The organism is Pseudonocardia sp. DSM 110487, assembly GCF_019468565.1.
Taxonomy (GTDB): domain Bacteria; phylum Actinomycetota; class Actinomycetes; order Mycobacteriales; family Pseudonocardiaceae; genus Pseudonocardia.
On record NZ_CP080521.1, the window covers coordinates 9,760,916 to 9,779,940 of the forward strand.

The 19,025-nt window shown below is 72.5% G+C and carries 20 protein-coding genes; 8 read left to right on the forward strand and 12 right to left on the reverse strand.

Features of this window, described 5'->3' with window-relative positions:
- The first annotated feature begins 54 nt into the window (after window positions 1–54).
- Window positions 55–981, forward strand: coding sequence for a serine protease (locus K1T35_RS45690; protein ID WP_220257861.1), 927 nt, complete (start codon window positions 55–57; stop codon window positions 979–981).
- Window positions 982–1,082: 101 nt separating this feature from the next.
- On the opposite strand, the gene hpt is transcribed toward K1T35_RS45690, so the two are convergent.
- Genes hpt through dacB form a run of 4 tightly spaced genes read right to left on the reverse strand, consistent with a single transcriptional unit; the run spans window position 1,083 to window position 5,231 of the window.
- Window positions 1,083–1,628: a hypoxanthine phosphoribosyltransferase gene (gene hpt, locus K1T35_RS45695; protein WP_220257862.1), complete on the reverse strand. Its 546-nt coding sequence runs from the start codon at window positions 1,626–1,628 to the stop codon at window positions 1,083–1,085.
- A 31-nt stretch (window positions 1,629–1,659) separates the two neighbouring features.
- Window positions 1,660–2,637 (reverse strand): tRNA lysidine(34) synthetase TilS, encoded by a 978-nt coding sequence (gene tilS, locus K1T35_RS45700; protein ID WP_220257863.1) that lies wholly within the window; start codon window positions 2,635–2,637, stop codon window positions 1,660–1,662.
- Window positions 2,638–2,674: 37 nt separating this feature from the next.
- Window positions 2,675–3,754 carry a zinc-dependent metalloprotease gene (locus tag K1T35_RS45705; protein WP_255621375.1) on the reverse strand — a complete coding sequence of 360 codons (1,080 nt, stop codon included), beginning with the start codon at window positions 3,752–3,754 and terminating at the stop codon, window positions 2,675–2,677.
- 55 nt (window positions 3,755–3,809) lie between these two features.
- Window positions 3,810–5,231 carry a D-alanyl-D-alanine carboxypeptidase/D-alanyl-D-alanine-endopeptidase gene (dacB, locus tag K1T35_RS45710; RefSeq protein ID WP_220257864.1) on the reverse strand — a complete coding sequence of 474 codons (1,422 nt, stop codon included), beginning with the start codon at window positions 5,229–5,231 and terminating at the stop codon, window positions 3,810–3,812.
- Window positions 5,232–5,385: 154 nt separating this feature from the next.
- Between dacB and K1T35_RS45715 the strand changes: the two genes are divergently transcribed.
- From K1T35_RS45715 to K1T35_RS45740, 6 genes are all read left to right on the forward strand, one after another.
- Window positions 5,386–5,877, forward strand: a complete 492-nt coding sequence (locus K1T35_RS45715) for an inorganic diphosphatase (protein WP_220257865.1) — start codon at window positions 5,386–5,388, stop codon at window positions 5,875–5,877.
- Window positions 5,878–7,281: 1,404 nt separating this feature from the next.
- Window positions 7,282–7,968, forward strand: coding sequence for a hypothetical protein (locus tag K1T35_RS45720; RefSeq protein ID WP_220257866.1), 687 nt, complete (start codon window positions 7,282–7,284; stop codon window positions 7,966–7,968).
- 358 nt (window positions 7,969–8,326) lie between these two features.
- Window positions 8,327–9,040 (forward strand): MmpS family transport accessory protein, encoded by a 714-nt coding sequence (locus tag K1T35_RS45725; protein ID WP_220257867.1) that lies wholly within the window; start codon window positions 8,327–8,329, stop codon window positions 9,038–9,040.
- Window positions 9,037–9,582, forward strand: a complete 546-nt coding sequence (locus K1T35_RS45730) for a hypothetical protein (protein ID WP_220257868.1) — start codon at window positions 9,037–9,039, stop codon at window positions 9,580–9,582. Before K1T35_RS45725 ends, K1T35_RS45730 begins: the two co-directional genes overlap by 4 nt.
- An 82-nt stretch (window positions 9,583–9,664) precedes the next feature.
- On the forward strand, window positions 9,665–9,805 hold the full coding sequence (locus K1T35_RS45735; RefSeq protein ID WP_220257869.1) for a hypothetical protein: 141 nt from the start codon (window positions 9,665–9,667) through the stop codon (window positions 9,803–9,805).
- Window positions 9,802–10,014, forward strand: coding sequence for a hypothetical protein (locus K1T35_RS45740; protein ID WP_220257870.1), 213 nt, complete (start codon window positions 9,802–9,804; stop codon window positions 10,012–10,014). The genes K1T35_RS45735 and K1T35_RS45740 overlap by 4 nt, the downstream gene beginning before the upstream one ends.
- 386 nt (window positions 10,015–10,400) lie before the next feature.
- Here K1T35_RS45740 and K1T35_RS45745 read toward each other — a convergent pair whose 3' ends face one another.
- From K1T35_RS45745 to K1T35_RS45760, 4 genes are all read right to left on the reverse strand, one after another.
- Window positions 10,401–10,853 (reverse strand): MarR family winged helix-turn-helix transcriptional regulator, encoded by a 453-nt coding sequence (locus K1T35_RS45745; RefSeq protein WP_255621376.1) that lies wholly within the window; start codon window positions 10,851–10,853, stop codon window positions 10,401–10,403.
- Window positions 10,854–10,907: 54 nt separating this feature from the next.
- Window positions 10,908–11,153 carry a hypothetical protein gene (locus K1T35_RS45750; protein WP_220257871.1) on the reverse strand — a complete coding sequence of 82 codons (246 nt, stop codon included), beginning with the start codon at window positions 11,151–11,153 and terminating at the stop codon, window positions 10,908–10,910.
- Between the two features lie 84 nt (window positions 11,154–11,237).
- Window positions 11,238–12,455, reverse strand: coding sequence for an acetyl-CoA C-acetyltransferase (locus K1T35_RS45755; protein ID WP_220257872.1), 1,218 nt, complete (start codon window positions 12,453–12,455; stop codon window positions 11,238–11,240).
- Between the two features lie 19 nt (window positions 12,456–12,474).
- Window positions 12,475–12,927, reverse strand: a complete 453-nt coding sequence (locus tag K1T35_RS45760; RefSeq protein WP_220263276.1) for a MaoC family dehydratase — start codon at window positions 12,925–12,927, stop codon at window positions 12,475–12,477.
- Between the two features lie 174 nt (window positions 12,928–13,101).
- On the opposite strand from K1T35_RS45760, the gene surE reads away from it, so the two are divergent.
- Window positions 13,102–13,908, forward strand: coding sequence for a 5'/3'-nucleotidase SurE (gene surE / locus K1T35_RS45765; protein WP_220257873.1), 807 nt, complete (start codon window positions 13,102–13,104; stop codon window positions 13,906–13,908).
- 46 nt (window positions 13,909–13,954) lie between these two features.
- On the opposite strand, the gene K1T35_RS45770 is transcribed toward surE, so the two are convergent.
- The 4 genes from K1T35_RS45770 to K1T35_RS45785 are packed head-to-tail and all read right to left on the reverse strand — an operon-like array spanning window position 13,955 to window position 19,008.
- Window positions 13,955–14,347 (reverse strand): hypothetical protein, encoded by a 393-nt coding sequence (locus K1T35_RS45770; protein WP_220257874.1) that lies wholly within the window; start codon window positions 14,345–14,347, stop codon window positions 13,955–13,957.
- Between the two features lie 38 nt (window positions 14,348–14,385).
- The gene (locus K1T35_RS45775; protein WP_220257875.1) at window positions 14,386–15,834 is read right to left on the reverse strand and encodes a fused MFS/spermidine synthase; all 1,449 of its coding nucleotides are present in this window, start codon (window positions 15,832–15,834) and stop codon (window positions 14,386–14,388) included.
- A gap of 46 nt (window positions 15,835–15,880) precedes the next feature.
- Window positions 15,881–17,029 carry an acyl-CoA dehydrogenase family protein gene (locus tag K1T35_RS45780; RefSeq protein ID WP_220257876.1) on the reverse strand — a complete coding sequence of 383 codons (1,149 nt, stop codon included), beginning with the start codon at window positions 17,027–17,029 and terminating at the stop codon, window positions 15,881–15,883.
- Window positions 17,029–19,008, reverse strand: a complete 1,980-nt coding sequence (locus K1T35_RS45785; protein WP_220257877.1) for a biotin carboxylase N-terminal domain-containing protein — start codon at window positions 19,006–19,008, stop codon at window positions 17,029–17,031. The genes K1T35_RS45780 and K1T35_RS45785 overlap by 1 nt, the downstream gene beginning before the upstream one ends.
- Window positions 19,009–19,025: the final 17 nt, after the last annotated feature.

Consider the following 19,025-nt stretch of genomic DNA (forward strand, 5'->3'; position numbering starts at 1 on the left):
GGATGGTGATCACGATCGTGTCGGCGGCGAGGCCGGCGGTGGGGGGTTGGTGGCATGACGGCGAGGGCCCGTGGCGTCGCGGTGGCGGTCGCGCTCGGTGGAATCGCGCTCGGGGCGGTGTTCGCTCCGGCGGCAACGGCCGCACCCGCGCAGCCCGCCCCCGGCGATTGGGCGCCTGCCGACTCCGCAGCGATCCGGCCCGGCGTCGTCACCGACACCGAGGGCGGCGGCTCCTGCACCAGCAACTTCGTGTTCACCAGCGGCGATCGGACGTTCATCGGCCAGGCCGCGCATTGCGCCGGCACCGGTGAGGCCACCGAGACCAACGGCTGCGACTCCGGCACCGTCGACATCGGCGCCCCGGTCGCCATCAGAGCCGCCGACGGCACCGACCGCACCGGCCGCCTCGCCTACAGCTCATGGGTGACGATGCAGCAAGGCGGGGAGGCCGACCCCGACCTCTGCTCCTTCAACGACTTCGCCCTCGTCGAGATCGCCTCCGAGGACGTGGCCGACGTCAACCCGACCCTGCCGGTCTTCGGCGGCCCCACCCGCCTCGACACCGACGGTCTCGGCACAGGTGACCTGGTCTACAGCGTCGGCAACTCCCCGCTGCGACTCGGGATCAGCGCGCTCGGACCGAAGGTCGGCATCAACGTCTCCGACTCGGGCGGCGGGCGCAGCCACGACGTCTACACGCTCACGCCCGGCATCCCGGGCGACTCCGGCAGCGCCTTCCTCGACGACTCGGGCGCCGCGTTCGGGGTGCTGTCCACGCTGAACGTCGCGCCGCTGCCCGCCAGCAACGGGGTGATCGACCTGGCCCACGCGCTGGACTACGCCCGCGCGAACGGTGGCGTGGGCGACGTCGAGCTCGCGCTCGGCACCGAGCCGTTCAACTCAGGGCCCGCCGCCGGGCTCCCGGTGCCCGCGCTCCCGGCTCTCCCGGCGCTGCCCGCGCTCCCCGCGCTCGGCGGCTGACCCACCCGGTGGTCGAGTAGGGCCGGCGCCCCAGCGCCGGCCCGTATCGAGGCCACCGTCCTCGAGACAGGTGTGGTCTCGATACGCGACCACCGGATGCCTCAGGTGTACATGGCCGGGTCGAGCGTGCCGATGAACGGCAGGTCGCGGTAGCGCTCGGCGTAGTCGAGGCCGTATCCCACGACGAACTCGTTGGGGATGTCGAAGCCGACGTACTTGACCGGCACGTCCACCTTCACCGCGTCCGGCTTGCGCAGCAACGCGCACACCTGCAACGACGCGGGCTCGCGGGTCTCCAGGTTCTTCATCAGCCAGGACAGCGTGAGGCCCGAGTCGATGATGTCCTCGACGATGAGCACGTCGCGGCCCGCGATATCGCGGTCGAGGTCCTTGAGGATGCGCACCACCCCGGACGACGAGGTGGCCGAGCCGTAGGAGCTCACCGCCATGAACTCGAGCTGCACCGGCACCGGCAGCGCCCGCGCGAGGTCGGTCATGAACATCACGGCGCCCTTGAGGACACCGACGAGCAGCAGGTCGGAGTCCGACCCGACGCGGTCGGCCGCGATCTGGGCCGCCAGCTCGGCGGTCCGCTCCCGGATCGCCTCCTCGGTGATCAGCGTCGATGCGATCTCACCGTCGTACACGGCGGGCGGCCTCCTGGGCGGCTCGGGGGACTCACACGCCGGACGGCCAGCGGACCGGGCGCAGGGAGAGCCTGCCATGCGCACGCACCAGCTCCAACCCACCCGGTAGGGCGACACCTCCGCGATCCGGCCCGTGACCAGCAAGGACGTCGGCGGCCCTGAGGTGTTCGTCGGTGAGGGCCGTCACGCCCGCGGTGGACAGCCATGCCCGCAGCACCCGGCGGCGTAGCGCCGACGGCACATCCGCGAGCGGGGCGATGAGCAGGCCGGTCTCCGGCTCGTGCGCCCGCCCGAGCAGCTCGGCCGCGACGGCGTCAAGCGCCTCGCCGTCCTCGCGCAGCTGCCGCGCCGTGCGGGCGAGCGCCTCCGCCACCCCGCCCGCGAGCACGTCCTCCAGCAACGGCAGCACCTCGTGCCGGAGCCGGACCCGGGTGAACCGGGGGTCGGTGTTGTGCGGGTCGTCCCACACCGGAAGCCCCGCCGCGGCGCACGCCGCGCGGGTCACCGCGCGGCGAACGCCGAGCAGCGGCCGGCACCACGGCTCGTCCCAGGCCCGCATCCCGGCGAGTGACCTGGCACCGGATCCGCGGCCGAGGCCGAGGAGCACGGTCTCGGCCTGGTCGTCGAGGGTGTGCCCGAGCAGGACGGGCGCATCGGGGTGCGGGCGGGCGGCGCGGAGTGCCGCGTAGCGGGCGCGGCGGGCGGCGGCCTCGATCCCGCCTTTTCCGCCGACCTCGACCGGGCGGACGGTCGCCGGGATGCCGAGGCCCTCCAGCAGCTCGGCCGTGGCGACGGCGCGTTTCGCGGAACCGTCCTGCAGGCCGTGGTCGACGACCGCAGCGTGCACCGCGGCCCGTCCCCGCACCGCGACCGTCGCGGCGGCGAGGGCGAGCGAGTCGGCACCACCGGAGCAGGCGACGAGCACCGGGGCGTCCCGGTGAGGCGCCGGGAGGGAGGCGAGAGCAGCCCGGACGGCCCTCAGCACCACCCGGTCCGCACGCTCGCCCACCCCCCTAGTGTCCCGAACTTCGGAGTCAGAACGGCGTTCAGAGGCCGTGGACGCGCTCCAGCCATTGTCCGGGGTGGGCCAGCTCGTCGCGGGTCGGCAGCGTCTCCGGGCTCTCCCACACCCGGTTGAAGCCCTCCATGCCGGCGGCGAGCACCACGTGCCGCGTGAACGCGGAGCCCACGGCGTACTGGCGGACCTTGGCCTCGACGCCGAGCAGGGCGCGTAGCAGGCGGTCGACGATGCCACCGCCGCGGCGGCGCACCGTGAACCGGTTGCGGATGGTCGCGACGGTCGGGACGACCTCGGGGCCGACGGCGTCCATCACGTGGTCGGCGTGGCCTTCGAGGAGGGTCGTGAGGGCGAGCAGGCGGTCGAGAACGGCCCGCTGTTCCGGACCCTGCAGCAGCTCGACGATCGCGAGCGAGTCGCCGCCGGACTCCCTCAGCGACCGCACCACCTCGGGCAGGCGCTCCAGGACGGCGCCGCGGTCGGTCTGTGCGATGGACAGGAACCGCGCGACCTCGTCGGCGAAGTACGACCGCAGCCAGGGCACGGCGGTGAACTGGAGCCGGTGCGTGGCCTCGTGCAGGCAGACCCACAGCCCGAAGTCGGTGCTGGGCACGTCGAGCGCCTTCTGGGCCGCGTGCACGTTGGGCGCCACGAGCAGCAGGCGCCCGCCGCCGTGCGGCCCGCCGAACGGGTCGTACTGGCCGAGCACCCGCCCACCCAGGTACGCGACCACGCTGCCGACCTGCAGCCCGGCGGTGCGCGCCGTGACGCTGCGGGCCACCCGGGACACCTCGGGCAGCCGCGCGCCCGCGGTGAGCGCGGCCATGCCCGCGACGGCGGCGGTCGCCCACGCCTTGCGATCCACCACGTCGGCAGGGAGGAGCGGGAGGCCGTGACCGAGGCCGGTGGTCTCCCGGACGTGCCGCTCGGCAATGGCTGCATCGGCGCGCAGGCGCCCCACCAGCTCGGCGGCCTCGGCATGAGTGGCGTCCGGGCCGGGCTGCATGAGCCGGCCCGCCGTGCGACCCGCGAGGTCCCAGTCGACGGGGAGCCCGTGCTCGCCGGGCGGGCTCGATGGGGACCGGGCGGTGTCAGTCGCGTGCGGCACGGGTCCCACGCTACGTGCCGGACAAGATCATGAGCGTGCAGAAGTGCGGGAACACTCAGGCCCGGCAGCCGCAGCGGCTCAGCTCCGCGGCCATGGCGTCGTGCATCGGGCGCACGACGCCGGGGCTGGCGCCGTTGGACATCAGGGCGAAGACCAGCAGCCTCCCGTCCGTGTCCGTGACGACGCCCGCGAGGCTGCTCACCCCGGTCAACGAGCCGGTCTTGGCACGGACGACACCGCGGCCCGCCGCGGCCTTGCCGTCACGCGCGTACCGGTCGTCGAGGGTGCCGACCCCACCCGCAACGGGGAGGCCGGTGAGGATGGGGCGCAGGAACTGCGTGTCGAGCGGCCCCTTCGCGGGCGACGCGGCCGCGGCGAGGATCTCCCCCAGCAGCCGGGCGGGCACCTGGTTGAGCGTGGAGAGACCGCTGCCGTCGACCATCTCGGCGCCACTCGTGTCGATCCCCGCCTGCCGGAGCGCGGCGAGGACGGACTGTGCCGCGCCCGCGTACGACGGCTCGGCACCCTTCGCGACAGCCACTTCCCGCGCGAGCACCTCGGCCAGCACGTTGTCCGAGGTCCGCAGCGCGTGCTCGGCGAGCTCGCTCACCGGCGCCGATCCGACCGCGGCGATGCCGGTGGCGCCCTGCGCCGCCGTGCCCTTCTCCACGTCCTCGACGCCGAGCTTGTCGGCCAGCGCACGGCCCGCGGTCATGGCCGGGTCCGAGACGCGCGGTCCGTCCTGCAGCTTGGGGTCGATCCGGCCGCCGTCGAGCATCACGGGCTCGATCGGCGTGATGAACCCGGCGGCGACGTCGCCCTGGCTCCACCCCGGGGCGAGCCCGTCGGCGGTGTAACGGCTGGTGTCGACGAGCACGCGGCGGATCGGGCCGGGGGCCTTCCTCTTCACCGCGTCGGCGAGCTCGGTGAGGCTCGGCGCGCTCGGGTAAAGGCTGTCCTTGGCGTCGGGGAGCGCGGTGAGCGTCGGGTCTCCGCCGCCCACCAGCACGACCGTGCCCGGATCCGGGCCGCTCACGACGCGGGTGATCAGCCGGTCGGTCGGGTTGAGCGCCAGCAGCGCGGCCGCCGTTGTGATCAGCTTCGCGGTGGAGGCCGGCACGAGCGGCCTCTCGGGGGTGTGGCCCCACAGCTCGTTGTCGGTGGCCGCGTCGATCACCACGCCGGCGAACCTGCCGGGCATGTCGGCGGCCGCCTGGTCGAGCGCCGCGCCCAACCCCTGCGGGGTGGGAACAGGGGCGTCGGGTGGGAGCGGCCCCAGCTCGGCGTTGGGGACGGGTGGGAGCGGCGCGGGCGGAGGCGCCACCAGACCCAGCCCCTGCACGAGGGTCGGGCCGGCGAGCGCAATCGCCCCGCCGGCGCCTCCGGCCACCGCGAGCACGACGAGCACGGCGATCGTTCGCCGCGCTCCGCGACTGGGCAGACGCAGCGAGTCACCGATTCGTCGCCCGATGCCCACGGGCGCCCTCCCTCGACATCCATGGAGCGCAGGAGGCGCGCCCCGGCCGTCGGCATCGCCGACGCGGTCCATCACACTAGACCGAGGCGCCGGAGCCGGTCGCCCGACCGGTACCGGCCATCCATCCGACCAACGGACCTGCAGGAGAGCGCCAGTGGACTTCGACGTCACCATCGAGATCCCCAAGGGCGGCCGCAACAAGTACGAGGTGGACCACGAAACGGGACGCATCCGGCTCGACCGGACGCTGTTCACCGCCACCCAGTACCCGGCCGACTACGGGTTCATCGAGGACACCCTTGGGGAGGACGGCGACCCGCTCGACGCACTCGTGCTCGTGCAGGAGCCGACGTTCCCCGGTTGCCTGATCCGCTCGCGCGCGATCGGCATGTTCCGGATGAAGGACGAGAAGGGCGGCGACGACAAGGTCCTCTGCGTGCCGTCGGACGACCCGCGCCAGGAGCACCTGCGCGACATCCACCACATGCCCGAGTTCGACCGCATGGAGATCCAGCACTTCTTCGAGATCTACAAGGCGCTCGAACCGGGCAAGAGCGTTGAGGGTGCCATGTGGGTCGGCCGGGCCGACGCCGAGCGGGAGATCAAGGCCTCATGGCAGCGCGCCAAGGCGGCAGGCGGGCACTAGTGGTCCTTTGGTTCGTCGGGGGTCATGCGGCGGCCGGGTGCGTGATGCCTGCTCTGCATGTCTGTCCGGCGTGTGAAGAACCGTGTCCAAGATCCAGAACACCTGCCGCGCGGTGGCGTAGGGCTGGGTGGTCATGACCTTTTCGACCAGCTCGGTGAAGTCCTACAGCCGGATGATCACGGGGGTGTTCGGTGCTGTTGCCGGTGCCCGTCCGGCGTGGCCGCGCCCATGATCCGAGGTATCGGGTCGCTATGACTGCGGCGACAACCATGAGCAACCGCTACTTGCGATCTTCGCTTCCATGATCCGGAGTTACGGGTGCTCATGGTCGTGTGGGCAGCCATGGACAACCGATAGTTCGGATCTTGCCCGCCGCCGGTCCGGGGCCTGGACGGCCAGCGTGCTGTAGGGCGCGACCGTATCGATCCAACGGGTCTGCCTCGTCAGTTACCCGCCGGTGGGCGCGCCATTCCCGGCCCGGGCCGCCCGGCACCCGCCCCGTGCTCCGGGCTTCGCGTGTGGTTCCACCGGTTCACCTCGCCCCGTCACCGTGCGGGGGTGGCTGGATTGGATGCACTACCGAATAGTGGGGTTGCGTGGGCGGCCGTCCCCGGCTTGGGGGCACGCCCGTTTGCGACGCACACCGTCGCTGCCGGGTGCCACGCGACTGGCTGCGGTCCCGACCCTCCACACCCATCCCCGTTCCTGGATGATCGAGGCGAGACCACCCCAGGGCTCGGGCTCAGGTCCATGATCGGCAGGAACGGAACACCAACTGCAGGGGTGCAGAACACCAGCTCCAGGGGTGCAGCTCAGGTCCCGATTCCGCTGATCACACCCCAAGCTCCAGGGGTGGCAAGGGGCGGGGACGGGACCACAGCCAGTCGCGTCGAACCCAATCCGCGGCGGTCTCGTCCCGGACGGGCGTGCCCCCAAGCCCGGGACGGCCGCCCGAGCAACCACATGATTCGATATGCACCCGCATCGCGACATGCAGGCAGGCACCTCGCCCTGGTCGGGGGCACGGACGTCAGTTACGCAGACGTATCACCACGATATGGATCATCCGCCGATGACTCAGGTACATCGGATGATCAATATCCCGATTCCGGGAACGACGACGACCCGCGCGTGCCCGACTCGACCGGATCGGTGAACAATGCCCACACCGCGTGACAGAGGTCGGACATCTCGCGAATGCGACTCGTGAAATCGATACCCGACGGCCTTGACAACGAGGCCCTGATTGCCATGTAGGTCGCGCACCAGACTCAAGCCTCCCGGCGGCGCCCGTGGCGACCCAAGACCGTCAACTGCCGCACGCTGCAGCTGCGGCAGGTTGCCCGGGCCATCGCTCCGACCCGCCTCGTCGACGCGATCTGCGAAGCGAACCCGGGAGGATTGATGATCACGACCGAGGCTCTCGCCACCGGCCCGGCGAACGTCACCGGGGTGACCGTGCTCGCGGAGCTCGCCGCGCTGCTCGACCGCTACCCGGGGCGGGACTGCCCACCCGCCGCCATGCGGGAGCTGCTCGACGAGGTCGCCGGCGTCCTGCGCTGGGCCCGCGCAGCGGTGCGGCGGGCGACGCGGGAGGTCGAGCCGGTGGGGAAGCCGGCTCCGGCCAACGCCGAGCTCCGTCCGGAGAAGCAGCCCGCGCCGAAGCAGGTGGCGCCGGCGGCGACGCCGCGGCCACCGACGAGCAGCGCGTCGGCCGACCGGCCCGCACCCGCCACACCGCCCGCTCAGCCGGACAGCCCAACCGTGGCCGATCCGGTAACGAGCGCGACATCCAGCCCGACGACGGAGCAGCGAACGGCCGCCGACACCCCGGCGCGGCCGGCCCCGGTCCTGACCACCCCGCAGAGACAGGGCCTCGGCTCGGTGCTCCCTGCGGTGGCGACCCGCAGGCGCAGTCGATGGCTGCCGCTACTCGTCGGCGCGCTCCTCGCCATCGTCGTGCTACTCGCGCTGCTCGTCCAACACCCGGCCGTGCTCGCCGCGGCCGCCGTACCCGCTGCGATCTACGCGGCGACCGTCTACCGGGCGAAGAGGCCCAGCACGCGCAGCGCTGGCCGACCGGCCACGTAGAGCAGGCGGCCCCGGCCGGAGCGCCCACTCCGCGCCGGGGACTGGGACTGGACCCCCTCGGGAGGGGCCGTCATGCGAGCGTACGACCAGAGCAAGGAACCCGAACCTCGTTCCAGCCTGGGCTGCTCAATAGCTGAGTGCGGCCGATCAGCGGCCTACACCGTGGCGTGGAACCACCCCGCCAGCTGCAACGTGCTGCTGCTGATGTGCGCCGAGTGCAGGCGAGCCGCGGCCGCGGTGCACTCCGATCTTGTGGTGACTCGGCGACTCCCGCCGCGTCGCGGCCGTCAACGACCTGCGTAACAACCCAACCACGCTTCGCGAGTCTGCGGAGCGGATCACACGACAGGAGCTCCCCATGTCCCAGCCGCCCTACCCGCCGCCCGCCCCGCAGGGTCGGCCGTACTACCCGCCCTCGTCGCCGCAGCGTGGCCCGCAGCCGCGGCACGGTCAGCAGCAGTACCCGCCCGCGCCGCGGCACGGGCACGCCTCTGCGGGCAAGACGAGCCGGCAGTACGCCGGGCCGCCCGCTCCGCCTCGGCAGGAGCCAGCTCGTCAGCCGCAGCCGCCGGCCCCGCAGCCGCCCGCGGCGCAGGAGCGGCCGCGCCGGCGGAAGAAGTGGCCGTTCATCGTCGGCGCTATCGTGGCGCTGTTCGTGATCATCGGCATCGCGAACGGCGGTGGTAGCCAGCCAGGCACCACGCCGGCCGGGGCACCGACCGTCGCCGCGCTCCCCTCAGCCGCCGCGCCGGCGGCGCCCGCGGAATCCGGGACCGACACGATCACCTACGAGGTGACCGGCGACAGCGTGTCTAAGGCCAACAACATCACGTACGTGAAGGACTCCAACTTCGGGATGCAGCAGGAGACCAGCACCAAGCTGCCCTGGAAGAAGGACGTCGAGATGGAGTCCGGGCTGTTCACCGCGCAGCCGATGACGCTCACCGCGCAGTCCGGATCCGACAAGTCCGGGTCGATCACCTGCCGGATCCTCAAGAACGGCGAGGAGGTCACCTCGAGCACGAGCTCCGGCCCGTACGCGGTGGTCACCTGCTCGGGCGGCCTCGGGTGAGCCGGGCGCTGCTGCTCCCCGCCGTCCTGGTCGGCGTGCTGCTCGCGCTCGTTGGCTGCGCGGCCCCGGTCGTCGGGCAGGCCTCGCCGGCGGCGCCCACCAGCACCAGCACGCCGCCAACGTCGAGGCCCGTGTTCACACCGGCGCCCACGACACAGCCGGCAGCGCCGGCGGTGCTATCGCCACCGGCCGGCCCCGCGCGTGAGCTCACGTCCCGTGAGTGGGCGCTGATCGCGAAGTCCCCCGACAGCCACGTCGGCGAGCACGTGATCGTGTTCGGGTACGTCAGCCAGTTCGACTCCGTGACCGGGCCGTCTTCGTTCCGGGCCAGCCTCGACGGCGTCCGGCATCGCCAGACCTACGAGTACGACACCAACGCGATCCTCGTCGGCCGGTCCACCGACCAGCTGGCGAACGTCGTGGTGAACGACCAGTTCCGCGCCGAGGTGACGATCACGGGCTCGCTCAGCTACTCGACCACCATGGGCGGCACGCTGACGGTGCCGCAGATGCAGGTCGAGAAGATCGAGGTGATCTCGTGAAGAACGTGACCGAGGTGATGGTCGAGCGGCTCACCAACGCCGGACTCGAGGTCCCCAGGAAGGTCATCCGGTTCACACGGCGGTGGGAACGCTCGCGTCCGGGATCGACGCCGTGCGCCCCACCGTGGCGGACGACCCGTACTCGTTGCGGGTGGTCGCCGAGGCGCTCCGGTCATACGCGGACGTGGCCGAGGAGTACGCCGTGGCTCGGGAGGCTTCGTGAACATGACCCCGCAGGCCTACCCGCTCGAATGCTGGGCCGACGACGGCACCCGCGTCGTGGTCATCGGCTGGACCGACGATACGGACGTCACGGACAACCCCAACCGCCGACTGCACCCCGTCGTCGTCCCGCTCGCCGGACGCGGCTACCCCCAGGTGCTCACCGGGCCGATCGGGTACAGCCTGGTGGACGGCCCGCCCGAGTCCTGACCGAACCGATGACAAGCGCCCCTGGACTACGGTGCGGGGGCGCTGTCGCGCTCGATAGCTGACGATCAGCCGTCCTCGAGTACCTGGTGGGTGAGGCCCGGGGGCTATCCGGGGCCGGGAACGGCGCGCCCACGAACGCGTCCGGCACCCGACCACACCCCCGGGGGCGGAACGCACCCGCGGCCCTGGCTTCTCGCCAGGCCGGCCCCGCCCGACTCGGGCTCTGTGTCGAGATGAGGCCCGACCCCGGCGATCAGAGGAATGATCACGAAGTACAGCTGGAGCATCGGTGCTCCCCACCGGCGGACTCACCCGCGGGGTCGAGCCCGGAGACGCGATCGCCTCGGGGGTGGTGATCTCGATACGGGCCCTGCTCCACCGCCGGGCTACTTGCGGCTCTCGAACGCGGTGGCGAAGCGCCCCAGCAGCTCCGCGAACTTGCGCCGATCCTCGACGGGCCAGTCCGCGAGCATCTCGGCGAACCGCTCGATCCGCATCCGGCGGTTCTCCCCGAACACCCGCCTGCCCTCGTCCGTGGCGACGAGCAGCGTTGCCCGCCCGTCCTCCGGGTCCGCCGTGCGTTCGACGAAGCCGAGCCGCACGAGGTGCGCGACCTGACGGCTGATCGTCGACGGATCCGAGTGCACCGCGTCCGCGAGCGCGCCCGCGCGCTGGGGGCCGCCCTTCACGAGATGGACGAGGAGGAAGTAGGTGGCCCGCTCCACGGCGTCCGGGTGCTCGGCCTGGTATTGGGCCTGTCGGCGGTCCATCAGGCGGACCAGCCGGATGAGCTGGCCACTCACGTCATCGGCCAGGGCGAGGTCGTCGTCGGACGGCACCGCGCGAGCATGGACCGCGGGTCCGGTTCCGGCAACAAGGCCCGCGTGTGATGCTCAGCTTGCCAAGGACCGCCACCCGAGCGAGGTGATCCGCGCCGGGACGTGCGAATGGTCCGGGTCGGGAGGGTTGATCAGCCCGGCAGCCACCAGCCGGTGGCCGGCATCCGAGTCGGTGCATGCGAGACCGTCGACCAGCAGGACGGGTTGCCAACCGCTGCCGAGGGTGCAACGACCCGTGGCGACCGCGCGCAGCAGGGCTCGATCCCGCCCGTTCAACGTCGCAGCTCCCGCGCTCGTCATCGTCCTCGACCCCTCCCGCAACGGCATGTCTACGAGAGCTGTCGTACCCGGCGAGGAAGGTGTTTCACATCACGATCAGGGGGATCAAGGGCTCACCCGTTCGACGACCGCCGCGAGTCCCTGCCCACCGCCGATGCACATCGTCTCGAGTCCGTACCGGGCGTCGCGGCGCTGCATCTCCCGCGTGAGCGTCGCGAGGATCCGGCCGCCCGTGGCACCGACAGGGTGACCGAGCGAGATGCCGGAGCCGTTGACGTTGATCCGCTCGAAGTCCTCCGGCTCGAGCTTCCACTCGCGCGTGCAGGCGAGCACCTGCGCCGCGAACGCCTCGTTGAGCTCGATCAGGTCGATGTCGGCGAGCGTCAGCCGGGCGGCGTCGAGCGCCTTCGCCACGGCCGGCACCGGGCCGATGCCCATCGTGGCGGGCGGCACCCCGCCGACGCCCCACGAGACGAGCCTGACCAGCGGCCGCAGCCCGAGTTCCGCCGCCTTCGCCGGATGGGTGACGACGCAGATGGCCGCGCCGTCGTTCTGGCCGCTCGCGTTGCCCGCCGTGACCGTGGCCTCCGGGTCGTCGCGGCCCAGCACGGGACGCAGCCCGGCGAGCTTCTCGACGGTGGAGTCGGGCCGGATGTGCTCGTCGGTCTCGACGACCGTGTCGCCCTTCCGCCCCTTCACGGTGACGGGGACGATCTCGTCGGCGAACCGGCCCTCGTCGCGGGCCGCGGCGGCGCGCCGGTGGGAGCGGACGGCGAACTCGTCCTGCTCCTCGCGCGGGATCGCGTACTCCCGGCGCAGGTTCTCGGCCGTCTCCAGCATCCCGCCCGGCACCGGGAAGTTGATCCCGCCCGCGGTGACGCGGCCCCTCGCGAGTGCGTCGTGCAGCATGACGCCCGGCCCGCCCTTGACGCCCCAGCGCATCCCGGTGGAGTAGAACGGCGCGTTCGACATCGACTCGGCGCCGCCCGCGAGGACGACCTCCGCCACCCCGGACTGCACCTGCATCGCCGCGTACAGCACCGCCTGCAGGCCCGATCCGCAGCGCCGGTCGATCTGCATGCCGGGGACCGTGACGGGCAGCCCGGCGTCCAGCGCGGCAACGCGGCCGATCGCGGGCGCGTCCATGGTCGGGTAGCAGTGACCGAGCACCACGTCGTCCACGGAGTCGGGGGGCAGCCCCGTCCGCTCCATCAGGGCGCGGATCACCGTGGCGGCGAGCTCGTGCGCAGGCACGTCGCGCAGCGCACCGCCGAATCCGCCCACCGGGGTCCGCAGCGGCTCGCAGATCACCGCGTCACGCATCGAGAAGCCTCCTGTCGAATCAGACGTACTGGCGCGTCAGCCACTCGGCGACGAGCGCGGGACGCTCGGATCCCTCGATCTCGACCGTCACCTTCGTGGTCATCTGGACGCCACCCGACACGTCGGCGACGTCCACGAGCTCGATGTTGGCGCGCACCTTGCTGCCGACCGGTAAAGGCGCGGTGAACCGCACCCGGTTCAAGCCGTAGTTGACGCCCATCTTCGTGCCGTCCACGCGGTAGGTCTGCCCCACGAGGTGCGGCAGCAGCGACAGCGTGAGGAACCCGTGGGCGATGGTGCCGCCGAACGGGCCCGCCTTCGCGCGCTCCTCGTCGACGTGGATCCATTGGTGGTCGAGCGTGGCGTCGGCGAACGTGTCGATCTGGGGCTGGTCCACCGTGACCCAGTCGCTCACGCCGAGCTGGGAACCCACCGCCGCACGTAGCTCGTCGACCCCGTTGAAGACGCGCATTGCTCCGCTCCGATCGTCCGCGATCCTGCCGGTCACCCTGCCACAGCCCGCGGTCGTCGACAGGCTGCTCGTGAGCACGACCACGGCCGACGAGGGTCCTGAACGCGCTCCCAGGACGCGTGAGTGTCATCGCGCGGCCGTCCGGCGGCCACCTGTCTCGCCTACGGTGGAGCCGTGGCCTCATCCCGACGTCTCCGCGCCCTGATCACCAACGACGACGGCATCGACTCACCTGGCCTGCTGGCCCTCGCCACCGGAGCCCGGGACGCCGGCTTCGACGTGGTGGTGGCCGCACCACACGTCGACGCGAGCGGCGTGGGTGGTTCGGTGCTCGCGGTCCGCGACGGCAGGCGCGTCCGGGTGCACAGCCGCGAACTGCCCGGGCTGCCGGGCATCCCGGCGTTCGCCGTCGAGGGCCACCCCGCGTTCATCGTCCACTCCGCGGGACGCGGCTGGCTGGACCCGGAGCCGGACGTCGTGCTCTCCGGCATCAACATCGGCGCCAACCTCGGGCATTCGGTGCTGCACTCCGGCACAGTCGGAGCGGCGCTCGCTGCTTCGTTGCACGGGTGGCGAGGCCTTGCCGTCTCCCTCGGTACGCCGTTGATCGAACCGGAGCAGCCGCACTGGGAGTCCGCGCTGAAGCTCCTGCCCGACGTGCTCGACGTGCTGCTCGCGGCTCCGGACGGCGCTGTGCTCTCGCTCAACGTGCCGGACGTGCCCGTGGGCGATCTCCTGGAGCTGCGCGAGGCACGGCTCGCGCAATTCGGTTCGGTCCGGGTACGGGTCGACCACGTCAGCGGCGACGACGACGACGTCGACCAGCTGCACACCCACGAGGCCGAGCTGGCCGGCGAGCTCGAGCCGGACACCGACACCGCCCTGCTGGCCGCCGGCCACCCGACGCTGACCGAGCTGCAGTCGGTGACCGACCGCCCTGGCCTGCTGGGCGGCGGCGCGCTGCGCAGGCGCGCCAGCTAAAGCACAACCGGTGGTCCGGCGGCCGTACTTCGACCACCGGAGTTCGCTAGTGCTCGTCGGCGCCGGTGAGCTCGTGCTCCAGCCGGTCGGCGACATCCACCACGAGCCGGAACGAGCGGTCGAAGCCGTCGAGCGCGGTGTCACCGAGCGGGATGGAGTGGCGGAAGAGCACCAGACCCTCCACGGCGACGGCGCCGCCCGCGACCGACTCGCCCGCGAGCTCGAGCATCCGGGGGAGGTCGAGGTCGGCCACGTGCCCGACCGGGGAGGTGATCTGCGCCCACGGATGGTCGTCCTCGCCCGTGACCGGACGCACCGCGACGAGCTGCGTGCGGTCGGCCTTCGTGGGCAACCGGAACCACAGCTCGCCGTCGGCCTGCTGCCGCATGATCTCGTAGCGCACCCGTACGAACGCCACGAGGTCGTCCCACTCAGCCACGCCGCCACCTCCTTCCCGGACCGTACCGCTAATCGTGCCTAGCTGATCAGCTGGTCGACCGGTGCCCAGTCGTCCGTGAGCACGGGCGCGTCCCCGGCGAGCCGCAGTGCGGCGGAGCCGTCGAGCACCGACCCCGGTTCGCCACGCACCGCGGCCCGCTCGGCCAGCGCCGCGACGTCGATCGGGAGGTCGGAGGCCACGATGACGGCGTTCCCCCCACCGCCGCGCGCGAGCTGCTCGGGTCGCACCAGTACCGCGACGTGCGGGAACTTGTGGGACAGCGTGGCCACCTCGGCGGCGAGGAGCTGCCAGGGATCGTGGTCGATCACGTTGAGCACGTAGACGCCGTCGTGGCGCAGCACGCGGTGGACGTCGGCGACGAACTCGGCCGTGGCCAGGTGCCACGGCACCGAGCGGGCCCCGAACGCGTCGCCGACCACGACGTCCGCCGAGGCGTCCGGCACTGCGGCGAGCAGGCTGCGCGCGTCCCCGATGCGGACGTCGACGCCGGGGATCCCGTCCACGCCGAGCTCCCTGCGGCCCAGGTCGACGACCCCCTCGTCGACCTCGAGCACGGTGGAGGCCGAGCCGGGGCGGGTGGCAGCGAGCCAGCGCGGCATCGTGAAGCCGCCCCCGCCGATGTGCACCGCGTCCAGAGGGACGCCCGCCGGGAACGCCGTGTCGATGGCGTCGGCGAAGCGGCGGGTGTAGGCGAACCGCAGGTTCGCGGCGTCGGCCATGTCCACGGCGGAATGGTCCAGGTCGTCGAGCACGAGCACGCGGACGTCGGGGTCGGCGGGATCGGTGCGCACGCTCGCGCAGTAGTAGACGGTGTCGACGTCGCACCGGCCGGGCACCGCCACCAACGCCGTGGCCAGTACGGCGGCCGCCACGGCCGTGCCGGTGACCGACCTGCGCGTGGGCACCGCGGCCGTGACCGCGGCAAGAACGAGGCACGCGACGGCCGTGACCAGCAGGATCATTCCCATCGGCAGCAAGGTGACGAGCACGAACCCGGTGAGGAACACCCCGGCGAGCGACCCGACGGTCCCCGCCGCGGACAGCCCGCCGATCACGGCACCGGAGCCTTCGACGTGCGCGAGGCGGGCGCGCGTGACCGAGGGCGTCACCATCGCGAGAGCGGTGACCGACACCAGCGTGGAGGCCGCCACCAGCACGATCGCGGCCAACGGTCCGGGCCCGAGCGCCGGGCCGAGCACGCGGACCATGGGTCGCACCGCGAGCACCCCGAGCCCGCCGACCGCGAGCGCGCCCGCCGCCACCCGGCGCGGCGGCAGCACGTCGGCCCAGCGCCCGCCCAGCGACGCTCCGGCGGCGATGCCCGCCAGCGCCACGCCGATCACGGCCGACGTCGACTCGAGCGTCAGCCCCACGTACGGCGCCACCAGCCGCGTCGCCAGCGTCTCCACGACCAGAATCGCCGCACCGCTGACGAGTACGACTATCCGGGCGAACAGGGCGTTCACCCCACCATCCTCGCGTCCGGCGCCCCGTGATCGCTCCCGGGGTCGGCTAGAGGCCGAGGTGGCGGGCGATGAGCATGCGCTGGACCTCGCTCGTGCCCTCGCCGATCTCCAGGATCTTGGCGTCGCGGTAGAAGCGGCCGACCGGGTACTCGTTCATGAAGCCGTAGCCGCCGAAGACCTGGGTGGCGTCGCGGGCGTTGTCCATCGCCGCGTTCGACGCCACCAGCTTCGCGATCGCGGCCTCCTTCTTGAACGGCTCGCCGCGCAGCATCTTCGCCGCGGCGGCGTAGTAGGCCAGGCGGGCGGTGTGCGCCCGCGCCTCCATGTCGGCGATCTTGAACTGGATCGCCTGGTAGCTCCCGATCGGGTTGCCGAACGCCTCGCGCTCGCGGGCGTAGCGCACCGACTCGTCAACGCAGCCCTGCGCGAGTCCGACCGACAGCGCCGCGATCGCGACGCGGCCCTCGTCGAGGATCGACAGGAACTGCGCGTAGCCGCGGCCCCGCTCGCCGAGCAGGTTCTCGGCCGGCACCCGGCAGTCGTCGAAGAACAGCTCGCGCGTGTCCGATGCGGACCAGCCGACCTTCGAGTACTTCTTCGAGACCCGGAACCCGGGCGTCCCGGCCGGCACGACGATCGAGGAGATCTCCTTGCGCCCGTCCTGCCCGAGCCCCGTGATCGCGGTGACAGTGACGATCGAGGTGATGTCGGTGCCCGCGTTGGTGATGAACGCCTTGGATCCGTTGATCACCCACTCGTCGCCGTCGAGCCGGGCGGTGGTGCGGGTGGCGCCGGCGTCGGAGCCTCCCCCGGGTTCGGTGAGCCCGAACGCGCCGAGCCTCTCCCCCGCCGCGAGCGCGGGCAGCCATCGCCGCTTCTGCTCCTCGGTGCCGAAGCGGTAGAGCGGCATGGCGCCCAACGAGACGCCGGCTTCCAGGGTGATCGCCACGGACGAGTCGACGCGCGCGAGCTCCTCGAGGGCGAGGCAGAGCGCGAAGTAGTCGCCGCCCATCCCGCCGTACCCCTCGTCGATCGGCAGCCCGAACAGGCCCATCGCGCCCATCCGCGCCACCAGCTGGTACGGGAACTCGCCGCGCTCGTAGAGCTCGCCGATGACTGGGGCGACCTCCTTGCGGGCGAAGTCCTCGACGACTGCGCGCAGCGCCTCGTGCTCCTCGCTCAGGGTGAGGTCCATCAGTCCACCTCCGGGTCCACGACCAGTAGGACGGCGTCCTTCGCGACGGTGTCGCCCGGCCGGGCGCGCAGTTCGCGGACCACGCCCGCGACGGGGGCGGTGAGCACGTGTTCCATCTTCATCGCCTCCACGACGACCAGGCGCGTGCCCGCGTCGACCGGCTGCCCGTCCGCGACCTCGACGGCGGTGATCGTGCCGGGCATCGGCGAGAGCACCGGGCCGCCCGCCCCGGCCGCGGCACTCGCTGCCGCGTCGAGGGGCGCCTGCTCACGGATGCCCCACGCCCGCCCGTCCCGGCCGAGCCACAGGGTGTCGCCGTCGAGTGCGCGTGCATAGCGCCGCGTGAGCCCGTCGAGGGTGACGACCAGTGCGTCGCCGTCGCGCCACGCGGAGCACGGCACCGGCTCGGCGTCCCCGATCGCCACCTCGGCCGCCGCGGCCCGGCCCCGGATGCGCACGGCGACGGGGTCGTGCCCCGAGACCGACATCCGCCACGTCGTCCAGGCAGGCTCGCCGACCCGCCAGCCGCCTGGCACGTCGAACGGGTCCACCACCGGCCCATCGGGCTCCAGCTCCAACAGTGCGTGCGCGGCGGCAGCGGCGAGCACGTCGGCCGGCAGGTCGGCGGCCGTCCAGCCTGCGAGCCTGCGCCCGACGAGACCGGTGTCGAGGCGGCCTGCCCGCACGTCCGGATCGGCGAGCAAAGCGCGCAGGAACCCGATGTTGGTGTCCAGGCCGAGGAGCACGGTGTCGCGCAACGCGCCGTCGAGCCTGCGCAGCGCCTCCGCGCGGTCGGCGCCGTGCGCGATCACCTTGGCGAGCATCGGGTCGTAGTCGCTGCCGACCACGCTGCCCGTCGTGATCCCGGAGTCGACGCGGATCCCCGCACCGGCAGGTTCGCGCAGCGCGAGGACCGGCCCGCCGGTGGGCAGGAACCCGGCTGCGGGGTCCTCCGCGTAGATCCGTGCCTCGACCGCATGCCCGAACGGCCGAGTGCGGGCGGGCCACGGAGCCGACTCCCCGGCCGCGATCCGCAGCTGCGCCTCGACGAGGTCGATCCCGTAGACCTCCTCGGTGACCGGGTGCTCCACCTGCAGCCGGGTGTTCATCTCCATGAAGTAGAAGCGGCCCGGGTCGTCCGCGCCGACGATGAACTCCACCGTGCCGGCGCCGGTATAGCCCACCGCGCGCGCCGCCTCGACCGCCGCGGCTCCCATCGCCTCCCGCTGCTCGTCCGTGAGCAGCGCCGACGGCGCCTCCTCGACGATCTTCTGGTGCCGCCGCTGCAGGCTGCACTCGCGCTCGCCCAGGTGCACCGCGTCGCCGTGCACGTCGGCGAGCACCTGGATCTCGATGTGCCGTGGCGTCGCGACCAGCCGCTCGACGAGCAGGGTGTCGTCGCCGAACGAACCGCGCGCTTCCCGTCGGGCCGACACGATCGCATCGCGCAGGTCATCGGCCCTGTGCACCTCGCGCATGCCCTTGCCGCCGCCGCCCGCGCTGGGCTTGAGCAGCACCGGGTAGCCGATCTCCTCGACGGCGGCCGCGAGCTCGTCGTCGGTGAGCCCCGCCCCGTCGGAACCGGGGACGACCGGCACCCCCGCCTTGGCCACCGTTGCCTTTGCTGCGATCTTGTCGCCCATGGCCTCGATCGCCGACGCGGGTGGCCCGACGAAAACGATCCCGGCATCCGCGCAGGCCGCGGCGAACGCCGTGTTCTCGGAGAGGAACCCGTATCCCGGGTGGATCGCCTGCGCCCCGGTCGCCGCGGCGGCATCCAGCACGGCCGGTATCGACAGGTAGCTCTGGGCGGCCGGAGCGGGCCCGATCCGCACAGCGGCGTCGGCCATCCGGACGTGCGGCGCCCCCGAGTCGGAGTCGGAGTGAACGGCGACGGACCGGATCCCGAGGCGCCGCAGCGTGCGCAGCACGCGAACGGCGATCTCACCGCGATTGGCGACGAGCACGGAGTCGAACACGCACACCTCCAAGTCGG